Annotated in this window: 11 protein-coding genes; 8 read left to right on the top strand and 3 right to left on the bottom strand. The window is 47.6% G+C overall.

Going from position 1 to position 13156, the window contains the following annotated elements; translation table 11 throughout:
• Positions 1-198: 198 nt before the first annotated feature.
• Positions 199-819 carry an HTH-type transcriptional repressor FabR gene (fabR, locus tag AB8S08_RS01110; protein ID WP_369743114.1) on the top strand — a complete coding sequence of 207 codons (621 nt, stop codon included), beginning with the start codon at positions 199-201 and terminating at the stop codon, positions 817-819.
• Here the strand turns inward: fabR and AB8S08_RS01105 are convergent.
• A complete protein-coding gene (locus AB8S08_RS01105) occupies positions 788-2566 on the bottom strand; it encodes an SLC13 family permease (RefSeq protein WP_369743112.1) in 1779 nt (592 codons plus the stop codon). The two genes, fabR and AB8S08_RS01105, sit on opposite strands and share 32 nt — an antisense overlap.
• A 115-nt stretch (positions 2567-2681) precedes the next feature.
• Between AB8S08_RS01105 and AB8S08_RS01100 the strand changes: the two genes are divergently transcribed.
• Together AB8S08_RS01100 and AB8S08_RS01095 are read left to right on the top strand one after the other, a co-directional pair.
• Positions 2682-4688: a prolyl oligopeptidase family serine peptidase gene (locus tag AB8S08_RS01100; RefSeq protein WP_369743111.1), complete on the top strand. Its 2007-nt coding sequence runs from the start codon at positions 2682-2684 to the stop codon at positions 4686-4688.
• A gap of 24 nt (positions 4689-4712) precedes the next feature.
• Positions 4713-5825 (top strand): diguanylate cyclase, encoded by a 1113-nt coding sequence (locus tag AB8S08_RS01095; protein WP_369743110.1) that lies wholly within the window; start codon positions 4713-4715, stop codon positions 5823-5825.
• A gap of 137 nt (positions 5826-5962) precedes the next feature.
• Here AB8S08_RS01095 and pckA read toward each other — a convergent pair whose 3' ends face one another.
• Positions 5963-7564 carry a phosphoenolpyruvate carboxykinase (ATP) gene (pckA, locus tag AB8S08_RS01090; RefSeq protein ID WP_313933213.1) on the bottom strand — a complete coding sequence of 534 codons (1602 nt, stop codon included), beginning with the start codon at positions 7562-7564 and terminating at the stop codon, positions 5963-5965.
• A 181-nt stretch (positions 7565-7745) separates the two neighbouring features.
• Here pckA and AB8S08_RS01085 point away from each other — a divergent pair, with 181 nt between their 5' ends.
• Positions 7746-9080: a sodium-dependent transporter gene (locus AB8S08_RS01085; RefSeq protein WP_369743109.1), complete on the top strand. Its 1335-nt coding sequence runs from the start codon at positions 7746-7748 to the stop codon at positions 9078-9080.
• 63 nt (positions 9081-9143) lie between these two features.
• Here the strand turns inward: AB8S08_RS01085 and coaD are convergent, their stop codons facing one another.
• A complete protein-coding gene (gene coaD, locus AB8S08_RS01080; RefSeq protein WP_153827026.1) occupies positions 9144-9650 on the bottom strand; it encodes a pantetheine-phosphate adenylyltransferase in 507 nt (168 codons plus the stop codon).
• A 101-nt stretch (positions 9651-9751) separates the two neighbouring features.
• Here coaD and AB8S08_RS01075 point away from each other — a divergent pair, with 101 nt between their 5' ends.
• From AB8S08_RS01075 to AB8S08_RS01060, 4 genes are read left to right on the top strand one after another with little or no spacing between them, the layout of a single operon-like run.
• Positions 9752-10945, top strand: a complete 1194-nt coding sequence (locus AB8S08_RS01075; protein WP_369743108.1) for a glycine C-acetyltransferase — start codon at positions 9752-9754, stop codon at positions 10943-10945.
• Positions 10946-10957: 12 nt separating this feature from the next.
• Positions 10958-11983 (top strand): L-threonine 3-dehydrogenase, encoded by a 1026-nt coding sequence (gene tdh, locus AB8S08_RS01070; protein WP_110076645.1) that lies wholly within the window; start codon positions 10958-10960, stop codon positions 11981-11983.
• 7 nt (positions 11984-11990) lie between these two features.
• Entirely contained in the window at positions 11991-12314 is a 324-nt protein-coding gene (gene glpE / locus AB8S08_RS01065; RefSeq protein WP_369743107.1) for a thiosulfate sulfurtransferase GlpE, read from the top strand.
• Complete coding sequence (locus AB8S08_RS01060; protein WP_369743106.1) at positions 12315-13151, top strand: rhomboid family intramembrane serine protease; 837 nt, start codon at positions 12315-12317, stop codon at positions 13149-13151.
• Positions 13152-13156 lie beyond the last annotated feature (5 nt).

The following is a 13156-nucleotide window of genomic DNA, read 5'->3' as shown; positions in this document are numbered from 1 at the left end:
CACCAACCAATAAACAAAAAATGAAACACTATGCTCTACTTTAAGTGAACACGTGTACGCTCAATTTACCTAGGTTAGGCGTTTGGCGCAAGTAAAAGTTCCCAAGATACGATGAATTGCGTGAACATGAGTTCACTGACATAATCACTTTTAAGACACTTCTATAGTATTCCATCACCGATAATCAGAGACATTACCATGGCCGGTATTCGTGCTGCACAAAAAGAAAAAACCCGACGCGCGCTCATTCAAGCAGCGATGAATCAGTTAAGCGCCGAACATGGCTATGCTAGTTTGAGTTTACGTGAAGTTGCGCGGGAAGCCGGAATTGCCCCTACTTCGTTCTATCGTCATTTTCAAAATATGGAAGAGCTAGGCTTAACGTTAGTTGATGAAGGTGGTTTAACACTGCGTCAGTTATTGCGTCAGTCTCGTCAGCAAATCGCCAAAGGCGGCTCGATTATTCGAGCCTCAGTGACCACCTTTATGGAGTTTGTGAACAATAACACGGCTATTTTTAGGTTGTTACTGCAAGAAAAATCCGGCAACTCGCGTGAATTTCGGATGGCGGTAGCGCGAGAAGTTGAGCACTTCACCTCAGAGCTAGAAGACTATTTGGTAGATGAGCAAAAATTTACGCGTGAACTAGCCGAACTGCAAGCTGATGCCATTGTCCGTATCGTATTTAGTGTCGGCGCCGATGCGCTCGATGCTGATAGCAAAGAGCGCCAGCGGCTTACCGAACAAACCATTCATCAGCTACGCATCATTGCCCGTGGTGCAGAAGCTACGCGGACAGCGGCCATACCCAAAGAATAAGCGGCACGGCGACAGCAATAATTAACAACGTAAGCGGTAACCCAAGCTTCCAATAATCACCAAAAGCATAACCGCCCGGTCCCATCACGAGGATATTTGATTGATGCCCTATCGGTGTCATAAAAGGTAGCGCCGCTCCTATGGCCACTGCCATTAAAAAAGGATCGGCCGAGACCCCTAAAGTACTGGCCATGCTTAGCCCTATCGGTGCCATCAATACCGCGGCAGCCGCATTGTTAACAACATTAGAGAGTGCCACTGTCACTATTAAGAGCACCACCATGGCTACCGCAGCGGGGGCACCTGAACTGATATGTAACGCCCAATCGGCCAAGGTGGCCGCAGCACCACTACGCTCCAACGCAGACCCTAGCGGAATAGTAGCGCCCAGCAACACGACGATCGGCCAATCGATATTTTCATAGAGTTCCCGCAACGGAATAATATTAGCAAATACCATTGCGCCAGCAGCAGCGGTGAAGGCGACCGGCACACTCAGCCAACCAAGCGCACTCAAAACAATAGCTACCGCAAAGATAATCAGTGGGGTAAATAGTTTGCGGGTACCTCCGATGCGCATACTGCGCTGTGCTAAGGGGAAACAACCGAACCGCCGAAACACATCGGCAAGCACTTCGGCATCGCCCTGAAGTAGCAACACATCGCCGGGCTTAAAACGAATATTTGCTAAGTTAGGTTTTACTGGCTGCCCCTGCCTAGCAACAGCCAAAATATTGACGCCAAAGCGGTGACGAATGCGTAAATCCGCTGCCGAGCGACCAATCAGCCGCGAGTCAGGGCCCACCACACCTTCTACCACTTGAATATCATCGGACACCAAAAATCGTTGATCTAATTCTTCATCTGCATTGAGTTCAAAACCCGTCGCATCGATAATTTTCTGAAGGGTTTCAGTGTCGGCTTCAACGATTAACACATCTTCTTCTTTAATGCGGTAATAGCGTGGCGGCGCAGTAATCACTTGTTTCCCCTGCTTCACCGCCACTACCGCAAAGCTATCTTTGATTTTAGTTTCAAATTCATACAGGGTTTCACCAATGAGCGCAGCTCCAGCTGGCACGTAAAGTTCAGTTAAGTACGAACTCATATCGTAGGGCGAATTGGCCGCATTCCGGCTACCACTGCTAGGTACCAAAATACGACTGAAGATCCACATAAATACCAGCCCGACCAAGGCTAAGGTGAGGCCAACAGGGGTAAAATCAAAAATCCCAAAGCTAGTGCCCAAGGCTGCTTGCCGAATGTCGGCGATGATAATATTTGGCGGTGTACCTATCATGGTAATAGTACCGCCTAACAGCGAGCCAAACGCCATTGGCATCAGCACTTTTGAAGCATGGCCTAAACCGCTTCGAGATAACTGTAAGGCTACCGGAATCATGATAGCCATGGTGCCTGTATTGCTGATAAAGGCAGAGCATAGGGTGGTTAGCCCCGTTAACGCCACCATTTGTAAAAAGCTGTTATCGCCCACCCGCTTCATCAAAGAAGCCAGGGCATCTACCACCCCTGAGCGCCACATGGCATGACTGATAATAAGTACCGCCGCTACCGTGATCACGGCAGGATTTCCAAACCCAGTAAATACTTCTGCAGCCGGCACTAAGCCAAACACTGCAGCGGCTAACAAAGCCAACATAGCGACCAAGTCGTAACGCCATTTATCCCAAATAAAAAGTGCCAAGGCCGCAAGTAAAATTGCACCTATAAGTAGCTGGTCGGTCATAAAGAGTCCATTTATCGCACGATAACCTACAGATTGGCGTGATTTTTTGTGAAGTCAATAAAATTACTGTTAATATGAGGCGAAATTTACAATAACAACCACCAAGGAGTATTCCATGTTGCGACGACTTAGCCTGGTGCTATTGACGGCAACCCTTGCGTTACCAGCCATGGCACGTGATATCTCATTAACTGAAACCATCACGGTACGTTCGGTTAACAGCGCCGTGCTTGCCGCAGATGGCCAACTTGCCGCCTACACTCAAGTCACCCCAAGAACCCCATACAAAGATGATGATGGTGGTTCTTATCAAGCGCTCTACACAGTGCTGGGTGATACTAAGGTGCCTTTCATTACCGGTAAAGAAAGCTTCAGCCAAGTTAGTTTTCATGGTCAAACTCTGTACTTCTTAGCGAAGCGTGGTGATGACAAGCATACTAGCCTCTACCGTATGGCAACCACCGGTGGTGAAGCCCAGAAGGTGGTAAGCCATGTAAACAACATTTATAGCTACAGCATTAGCGCTGATGGCCGTTATGTTGCTTTTAGAGCGCAAACCAAAGCTGATGAAAACAAGAGCAAATTAGCTAAGAAAGGCTTTCGCGCAGAAATTTATGAAGAACAACATGTCTTTACTCACGCGTGGTTAGTTGACACTCAAGCAGATACTGTTGAGCCAGTCCAAGTGACGGATAATCAGCAAGTTCTTTCGGTGGCATTCCGTCCTGGCAGTGAGCAGTTGTTAGTACGTACAGCACCTACGGCCTTGGTTGATGACAACTACATGAGTAGTCAGTACCAGCTAATCGATTATGCTGGCAAGCCTGTCTCCACATTTGCGTCAGAAGGAAAACTTGGCAAAGCTGAGTTCTCTCCGGATGGACGTTATTTAGCTGTGATTGCAGCGGCCGACTACAACGACCCAGCAAGTGGCCGCTTGTACGTTTATGACACCAGCAAAAACAACGAACGCAAAGATGTACTGCCTGATTATCAAGGCCACGTGCAAGACATTGCTTGGCGTAAAAATGATGAGTTGATTTGGTTAGGTCATCGTGGCACTCAAAGTGAGGTGCAAGCACTTACCATGCAGTGGTTCGAAAGCCGTACCCTACTCGAGCCAGGTAAGCTGATTGCCGTAGATATTGAAGCAGCGCCAGGCCAGAACGATATTCTCATTCGCGCCCACAGTGCTGAACACCCAACTGAATTGTTTCGTTTGAGTAACCAACAGCTTCAACGCGTCACCGATTCAAACCCATGGCTAGCTGATATTACCCTGCCACGCCAAGAAACCATCACTTACAAAGCTCGTGATGGTTTAGAGCTTGAAGGCATTGTGGTGTATCCAACTGATTACAAAAAAGGCACCAAGTACCCGCTGATTATGGTCGTACACGGCGGTCCTGAGGCCCATTACAGCGATGGTTGGTTGGATCGTTATGGCAGCCCGGTAAAATACGCTGCCCAGCAGGGCTTTGCATTATTCTTCCCGAACTATCGTGGTAGCACAGGTCGTGGCGTTGAGTTTTCTAAACTTGGCCAGAACGATTATGCCGGTAAGGAATTTGACGATTTAGTTGATGGCAAAAACCATTTGGTTGAGATGGGCTTAGTAGATGCCAAAAAAGTCGGTATCACCGGTGGCTCATACGGCGGCTTTGCCTCTGCGTGGGGTGCCACAGCACAAACTGAACACTTCGCCGCAAGCGTGATGTTTGTAGGTATCAGCGATAACATTTCTAAGTTCGGTACCACCGATATCGCCAAAGAAATGCACGCCGTGCACGCCCGTAGCTACCCATGGGAAAAATGGCAATGGTACCTAGAGCGCAGCCCTATTTACCACGCCGAAAAAGCTCGCACACCGATTTTAATTATGCACGGTAAAGAAGATACGCGAGTTCATCCCAGTCAGTCGATGGAGCTCTACCGTTACCTGAAGACCCATGGCAAAGTTCCTGTGCGGTTAGTGCTGTATCCGGGCGAAGGCCATGGTAACCGTCGCGTTGCAGCGCAGCTAGACTACTCCATGCGTTTGATGCGTTGGATGCAACACTTTTTAGTAGATGGTGGTAAAGAAGCGCCAGCGCATGAATTACCGCACGCTGATAATCTTTAACGGCTAAGACAAGGATCACTCACCATGGATGCAATCAAAAGTTACCTTAGTTGGTGGGTGATTCCGCATCAGTTTGAACCTGAAGATTTACGGTATCGGCAAGTACAGCTATTACAAGCTGTGCTTGCCTTTTTACAGGTTTATTTTGTCTTTTTTGTGCTCCTAAACAGTTTAGTGCTATTGCTGTTCGATATGGCTCTGGTGGACTTAGTGGCAGCAGTTTTGGTTACCGCAGTTCAACGCTATACCAAAAGTACGCTTAACATTCGTTTAGCCGGGCAGCTTACGGTAGGTTTGATCATTAGCTTTTTATTGGTCTACTTGCATGTAGCTGAAGGCCGCAACTATTCTTATTACTGGCTGACGATTGTGCCATCGCTGTCTTTCTTTTTGCTTGGTGGGCGCCAGGCTATTTATATCAATCTTTTGTTTTTCAGTTACGTAATAGGCTTTCTACTATGGCGTGCACCTGAATGGTCAGAGCATTCATTTAACTTGGCCAGCCTTTTTAATATCACTTTAGCGACCACTTTTTTGGTGATGACCATCCGTCATCATGAACGCACCCGGGCGGCGGCCCAAATCATTCTTGAAGATAAAAATAAACAACTCACTTTGTTGGCCACTACCGATAGGCTTACTGAGCTTTATAATCGCTCGCACCTAGATCACATGTTAGGGCACTTAGTATCGCAAGCAAAACGCCAACAGCAACCGCTGGCAGTGATCATGATTGACGCCGATTTGTTTAAATTAATTAATGATGAATTTGGTCATTTGGTGGGTGATCAAGTGTTGATTGAGCTAGCTAAGCTGTTGCGTAATAACGTGCGCGAAGCAGATATTCTGGGGCGTTGGGGCGGTGAAGAATTCTTGATTATCTGTCCCCAAACTAACAGTAAAGAAGTGGCTGAGCTGGCCGAACGCATTCGTGTCAATGTAGGTAATCATAGTTTTACTAACCTACAACTTAACCTAACCTTAAGTCTAGGTACGGCTGTCCTAACCCCAGAACTTGCAGCGGCTTCGAGTAAATCAACTTCTGCGCTTGCAGTAGAGCTTATTCAGCATGCAGATAATGCCCTTTATAAAGCTAAGCATGGTGGCCGTAATTGCGTGGTCAGTAGTAGTTATTGAGGCTATGAGGTTTAAGCGGTCAGAGCGAAGAAAGCTTTTTATTTAAAAGCTCAGCTTGTCTCGGTAAGACAGGTCTCATACCAAAGACAAGCTGAGTTGTTTTACGTTTAAGCCAGCTATAGGCACTGGCTTACATGTTATAGCTGCGGGCCAGCAGCAACCAAGGCTTGGCCTTCAGCGTTATCAGTGAACTTCTCAAAGTTCGCGACAAAACGCTGTGCTAAATCTTTAGCTTTTAAATCCCATTCAATCACGTCGCTATAAGTGTGGCGCGGATCTAAAATATTGCTGTCTTCAACCCCAGCTAATGCCGTTGGCATGGCTAAGTTAAAGTATGGCAATTGCACAAATTCAGCATCTTCAATGCTGCCATCTAAAATAGCATCAATGATAGCGCGGGTCGCTTTGATAGAAATACGCTTACCAGTACCATTCCAGCCAGTATTGACTAAGTAGGCTTCTGCGCCGGCAGCTTCCATACGCTTGACCAAAACTTCAGCATATTGAGTTGGATGCAACGACAAGAAGGCTGCGCCAAAACAACTAGAGAAAGTTGGGGTCGGTTCAGTGATGCCACGCTCAGTTCCCGCTAATTTAGCGGTAAAGCCTGACAAGAAGTAATACTCAGTTTGCTCTTTGGTTAACTTAGAGACCGGTGGTAATACGCCAAAGGCATCCGCAGTCAAAAAGATAACTTTCTTAGCATGACCAGCTTTAGAAACTGGCTTAACGATGTTATCGATGTGATGAATTGGATAAGAAACCCGAGTATTCTCAGTTTTTGAGCCGTCATTAAAATCAACAGTACCATCAGCTAAAACAGTGACGTTTTCTAACAACGCATCGCGTCGAATCGCACGATAGATATCTGGCTCGGCTTCTTCAGATAAATTGATGGTTTTTGCGTAGCAGCCGCCTTCAAAGTTGAACACCCCATCGTCATCCCAGCCATGCTCATCATCACCGATTAACTGGCGTTTCGGATCCGTCGATAAGGTGGTTTTACCGGTACCTGACAAACCGAAGAAGATCGCAACATCACCGGCTTCACCCACGTTGGCTGAACAGTGCATTGATGCGATACCTTTTAATGGTAAAAAGTAGTTCATCATTGAGAACATACCTTTCTTCATTTCGCCGCCGTACCATGTACCACCAATTAACTGAATACGTTCAGTTAAATTGAAAGCCACGAAGTTTTCAGAATTCAAACCGTGCTCTTGCCACTTCGCATTGATACATTTAGCACCGTTCATCACCACAAAATCTGGCTTGAAGCTAGCTAGTTCTTCTGCGCTTGGACGAATGAACATGTTTTTTACGAAATGGGCTTGCCAAGCAACTTCTGTGATAAAGCGCACCGCTAAACGGGTGTCTTCGTTAGCTCCGCAGAAAGTATCTACTACAAACAGACGCTTACCTGATAACTGAGTGGTTACGGTCTGCTTTAAATCGGCCCAGATTTCTGGTGAAATAGCTTTGTTGTCGTTTTTGCCTTGATCAGCCCACCACAACGTATCCTTGGTTGTTTCGTCACGAACGATGTATTTATCTTTCGGCGAGCGACCAGTAAAAATACCGGTATCAACGGCAACTGCGCCTAGTTTAGTGACGGTTCCTTTTTCGTAACCATGAAGGTCATCGCGCGTTTCCTCTTCGAACAAAACATCGTACGAAGGGTTGTGTACGATTTCACTGACGTCTGTGATGCCATATTGGCTTAAATCCAGATCAGTCATGGGCTGAACTCCTGCGGGTTTAGTTTAGCTTAAATTAACGACAATTCGTGGGGCGAGATTTTAACCCGAAATGCTCAAAAATAATAGTCTAACCTATGTCATAGGGGCTAGAATGGCTGAGTTTTTGCTAACTTTTTAATTCCTAAGTGGCGCTAGAGTGCCAACTTGCCAACCTATAGTTGTGATTATGATACGTGATGCTTTTAATACCAGAATAGGCTTTATTCTTGCAGCCGCGGGCTCTGCCGTAGGGCTTGGCAATATTTGGGGCTTTCCAACCCAAGTGGCTAATCATGGCGGCGGCGTGTTCTTGTTGGTCTATTTGTTAGTGGTATTAATTCTCGCTATTCCAGCACTTTATACCGAAATCTCGTTGGGCCATGCGGCTCAAGCCAACCCCGTGCAAGCCTTACGCAGCTTGGCACAACGCCCCGCTGGAGTGGGTGCTGCGGCCGGTGCCGGTATGGGCTACCTGAATGTCGGTGGCGCCATCTTGATGCTGAGTTTTTACCATTTAGTCGCCGCTTGGATGTTGGCGCAGGGGTTAGCGTCGCTCGCTCTTGCGCTCAACCTAGACCAACTAAGCCAGTGGCTGCAAACCGGTAGTCATAGTCGCGACTTGGTGCTGATGTTTGCCTTTATTAGTCTTACTTTTGGGATTGTCATTAAGGGCGTGCAACAAGGTATCGAACGCTGGTCACGGCGTTTAATGCCGGTGTTGGTGCTTCTACTACTGAGTCTCATTGCCTACATTCTTACGTTGCCCGGTGCTAGCACTGGTTTAGCGGCCTACTTAATTCCTGATTTATCCGCATTAAAACAACCGGGGCTGATTGTCGCAGCGATGGGACAAGCGTTTTTCTCGTTGTCGATCGGCTTGGGCGGCATGATGATCTATGGGAGTTACCTGCCTAAAGACACCCGTATCGGCAAGTTAGTCTTTGGGGTGGCAGGGCTGGATACACTGATTGCGTTTCTAGCCGGGTTGCTGATCATTCCTGCGTTATATGTCGCTATGGCACAAGGGCTCAGCGTTGCAGAGGGCGACCAACTGATTGGAGAAGGCCAGTTGATCTTTCAAATCTTGCCGCAATTGTTTGCTCAATTAGGTACGGCCGGAGCTTGGCTAGGCTTTGCCTTTTTTGCGCTACTCAGTATTGCTGCGCTGACCTCAACGATTGCTACTGCGGAAGTGCCCATTGCCTATGCCATCGAGCAACACCAGCTGTCACGACGCCAAGCAGCTTGGATTATTGCTGCGCTGATAGCCGTCATCGGTAGTGCTTTGGTGATTTGGTTTGAGCCACTCTTCAACTGGGTGGTGACCTATGTTACTCAGTTCCAATTGCCGCTGTCTGGGCTGTTTTATTTTATTGTGTTGGGTTGGTTATGGCAGCGCAGCAATCGCTTACGTGAACTTGCCCAACAGCAGTTGAAGTATCGTTTGCTGTTCTGGCACTTACGGGTCGTGTGCCCGCTACTATTGCTCTGGGTATTCGTGGATGTTGCGTTTTAAGCTGTTCAGTTGGAGCTTATCGAGCGTTAAGGCTCACTAGAGCCTTAACGATGATTCATCTAGTTAATTCTGATTGGTTGCCTGATCGCGCAGTTTAACTTGCTGTTCTAAAGCTGCTGCGACACGACTATCGGTAAACTGACGGACATCGCCATGATGAATAGCGACTTCTTTCACTAACGTTGAAGAGATAAAAGAATTCTCTTCAGCGGGCGTCAAAAAGACACTTTCTAGGCCCGGAAACAGCCGGCGATTCATATTGGCTAACTGAAATTCATACTCAAAATCTGAAACCGCACGCAACCCACGAATAAGTACAGTAGCGCCCTGCTCTTTAGCAAAATCAACCAACAAACCACTAAAACCAACAACCGTAACGTTGTTCAAATTCTCTGTGACTTGCTGTACCAAAGCTACTCGTTCTGCTAATGAGAACATCGGCTTTTTGCTAGGACTGTTGGCAACGCCTACAATCACTTCACTGAATAAATTTGCTGCCCGTTCAATCAGATCCGCATGACCATTCGTAATAGGATCGAAGGTGCCTGGGTAAATAGCGCGTTTATGCATCAATTATCTCCCGTTGCATAAATGAGGATGCGCAGCCCCCTGTAGATCAGGTAAACTATGCAACATAAATCCATGAATCAGTCCGAACCACGGAGAATTACATGAAGAACGATTTTTATCAACAGCTTGAAGCCCAGCTCGTAGAGCTTGAAAACGAAGGCTTGTACAAAAACGAACGCATCATTTTAGGCGATCAAGACGCTGAAATCGAAGTAGGTAACGGCGAGTCCGTACTTAACTTCTGCGCCAATAACTACCTTGGTTTAGCCAATAATTCTGAACTGATTGCGGCGGCAAAGCAAGGTCTAGATGAACACGGCTTTGGTACCGCATCGGTGCGTTTTATCTGTGGTACCCAAAACATTCACAAGCAATTAGAAGCCAAATTGAGTGAGTTCTTAGGTACCGAAGATACCATTCTTTATTCATCATGCTTTGATGCCAATGGCGGCTTATTTGAGACCCTCATGGGCCCCGAAGATGCGATCATCAGTGACGAGCTTAATCATGCCTCGATTATTGATGGAATTAGATTGAGCAAGGCGAAGCGCTATCGTTACAAAAATAACGATATGGCCGACCTTGAAACTCAACTAAAACAAGCAAAAGCCGACGGCGCTCGTAACATTCTGGTAGCCACCGATGGTGTGTTCTCAATGGATGGCGTGATTGCCAACCTTAAGGGCATTTGTGATTTAGCCGATGAATATGGCGCCCTAGTGATGATGGACGACTGTCATGCCACAGGTTTTTTAGGTGCTAACGGTAAAGGTACTCACGAGTACTGCGAGGTCATGGGCCGCGTTGATATTATCACCGGCACCCTCGGTAAAGCATTGGGTGGCGCTTCAGGTGGTTACACCTCAGGTAAAAAGCCAGTGATTGATTGGTTGCGTCAGCGCTCGCGTCCTTATCTGTTCTCTAACTCAGTGGCTCCTGCGATTGTGCAAGCCTCTATCCGCGTACTTGAGATGCTTGAGCAAGGCCATGAGCGACGCCAGAAACTTTGGGACAACGCTAATTACTTCCGTGAGCAAATGACTGCGGCTGGCTTTACTTTGAGCGGTGCAGATCATGCCATTATTCCAGTGATGATTGGTGATGCCCGCTTGGCCTCAGAAATGGCTGACCGGATGCTTAAGGAAGGTATCTACGTGGTCGGTTTCTCATTCCCTGTGGTGCCGCGTGGTAAAGCTCGTATTCGTACGCAAATGAATGCTGCCCATACTCGTGAGCAGCTTGACCGTGCTATTGATGCCTTTACCCGTATTGGTAAAGACCTCGGAATTATTTAAGGAGTTTTGCCCATGAAAGCGCTCGCTAAATTACATGCAGAACCCGGCATTTGGATGACCGAGGTTGAACAACCTGAATACGGTTACAACGATCTCCTTATTCGGATCAAGAAAACCGCTATTTGCGGTACTGACGTACACATTTACAAATGGGACGAGTGGTCACAAAAAACCATTCCAGTACCTATGGTGGTTGGCCATGAATACGTTGGTGTCGTTGAAGCCATGGGTGATGGCGTGCGTGGTTTTACCAAAGGTGACCGCGTATCGGGCGAAGGCCATATCACCTGTGGCTACTGCCGTAACTGCCGTGCCGGACGTCGGCATTTATGCCGCAATACCGTAGGCGTTGGCGTTAACCGTCCGGGTGCTTTTGCTGAATACTTGGTGATTCCAGCCGAGAATGCCTTTAAATTACCCGACGATATCAGCGATGATTTAGCGGCTATCTTCGACCCTTTTGGTAATGCTGTCCACACCGCACTTGCTTTTGATTTAGTCGGCGAAGACGTGCTTATTACTGGAGCAGGCCCCATTGGTATTATGGCCGCGGCCGTTGCCCGCCATGTTGGGGCTCGCCACGTGGTGATCACCGATGTTAACCAGTACCGGTTAGATCTAGCGAAGCAAATGGGCGCAACTCGTGCCGTTGACGTCAGCAAAGAAAATTTGCGCGATGTGATGCAAGAACTAGGCATGAAAGAAGGCTTTGACGTAGGTCTTGAAATGTCAGGGGTGCCTTCGGCATTTTCACAAATGCTAGAAACCATGAACCATGGTGGCAAAATCGCCATGCTTGGGATCCCACCACAAAGCGTTGCTATCGATTGGAACCAAGTGATTTTCAAAGGGTTAGTTATTAAAGGTATTTACGGCCGCGAAATGTTTGAAACCTGGTACAAAATGGCCAGCTTACTGCAATCAGGGCTAGATTTATCACCTATTCTAACCCATAGTTTGCCGGTTGCTGACTTCCAGCAAGGTTTTGATATCATGACGTCGGGTCAATCCGGTAAAGTCATTTTAGATTGGAGTTAAGCTTACTATGGCAGAATTTACGCGTATCAACTGTGCTACCGCGCACCAATTATGGCAGCAGGGCAACACGGCATTCGCCGATATTCGCGATGCGCGTTCATTCGCCATGGGCCATATCCCAGGGGCTGTGCATTTAACTGATGCCAGCCTCAATGAGTTTTTGCAGCAGTTAGATGACGAGCAACAGGTGGTAGTGGTTTGTTACCATGGTAACAGTAGCCAAGGTGCCGCCCAGTATTTGGCTGGCCAAGGCATTGAGTTCGTCAGTAGCCTTGATGGTGGCATGACGGCATGGGGCCAACAATATCCTGAGGCTATGGAGCGCGGTTAAATGCAAAAGCTGATGAGTACTGAAGATGCTGAGTTAATGGCCAAAACCTACCGGTTCTTAAGCCAGCGCGGCGTTCCAGTCACCGTCAGCGAACATGGTAGCCAGTTAGAGTTATGGCTTACCGTGGCGAGTTACAGTGCGCATGCGAAGGCGCTGTTGCAAGAGCTTAAGCATCATCCAGAGCTACTTGATCAAGCCGAACCGGCGCACACTCCTTCCGCAAACAGTCATGCCAACCCCAGTTTGCTCAAGCAACTCTTGCAACAAAGTGGTTGGTTTACTGCGGGCTATGCACTGTTAGTAGTGCTGGTTTTTGCAGGGCTACAAGTCGATGCGCTGCAAGAGCCGATATTACGCGCCCTGCTCTATAATCCCGATTCGTTTGAGCAACTGCCATGGGCTCAGCCTTGGCGCTTGTTAACCCCGGCATTACTGCACTTTAGTGCCATGCATATCTTGTTTAACGTGTTTTGGTGGTGGTATTTAGGCGGCCGTTTTGAGCGCTATTATGGCTCTAAATGGCTGATTTTAACTTACGTTTGCGTGGCGCTGGTCTCTAACACTGCACAGTTTATGGTAAGTGGCCCGTATTTTGGCGGTTTATCGGGTGTGGTTTATGGTCTTTTTGGCCTAGCCGTGGTGGTTGCATGGAATCGTCCTCGCCACCCGCTCTTTCTACCCCGTGGATTAATCATCTTTATGTTGGCTTGGCTGCTGTTAGGCTACACCGACTTACTTTGGGTGAATGTTGCTAACACCGCCCACACCGCAGGTTTAGTCAGTGGCTTATTGGTTGGTGCACTGATCCAGTGGCTAAGCCGTTTCAGCACCAAATAAGGTTT

Origin of the sequence: Pseudidiomarina sp. PP-1MA (assembly GCF_041200125.1) — a bacterium.
GTDB lineage: Bacteria > Pseudomonadota > Gammaproteobacteria > Enterobacterales > Alteromonadaceae > Pseudidiomarina > Pseudidiomarina fusca.
Note: the sequence above shows the minus strand (reverse complement) of the source record. Positions and strands in the feature narration are given on the sequence as shown.

Coding starts and splice junctions, on each gene's coding strand:
- AB8S08_RS01105 (WP_369743112.1), bottom strand. CDS start 2,566: ATGACCGACCAGCTACTTATAGGTGCAATTTTACTTGCGGCCTTGGCA.
- AB8S08_RS01100 (WP_369743111.1), top strand. CDS start 2,682: ATGTTGCGACGACTTAGCCTGGTGCTATTGACGGCAACCCTTGCGTTA.
- AB8S08_RS01060 (WP_369743106.1), top strand. CDS start 12,315: ATGCAAAAGCTGATGAGTACTGAAGATGCTGAGTTAATGGCCAAAACC.
- AB8S08_RS01075 (WP_369743108.1), top strand. CDS start 9,752: ATGAAGAACGATTTTTATCAACAGCTTGAAGCCCAGCTCGTAGAGCTT.
- glpE (WP_369743107.1), top strand. CDS start 11,991: ATGGCAGAATTTACGCGTATCAACTGTGCTACCGCGCACCAATTATGG.
- AB8S08_RS01095 (WP_369743110.1), top strand. CDS start 4,713: ATGGATGCAATCAAAAGTTACCTTAGTTGGTGGGTGATTCCGCATCAG.
- pckA (WP_313933213.1), bottom strand. CDS start 7,564: ATGACTGATCTGGATTTAAGCCAATATGGCATCACAGACGTCAGTGAA.
- tdh (WP_110076645.1), top strand. CDS start 10,958: ATGAAAGCGCTCGCTAAATTACATGCAGAACCCGGCATTTGGATGACC.
- coaD (WP_153827026.1), bottom strand. CDS start 9,650: ATGCATAAACGCGCTATTTACCCAGGCACCTTCGATCCTATTACGAAT.
- fabR (WP_369743114.1), top strand. CDS start 199: ATGGCCGGTATTCGTGCTGCACAAAAAGAAAAAACCCGACGCGCGCTC.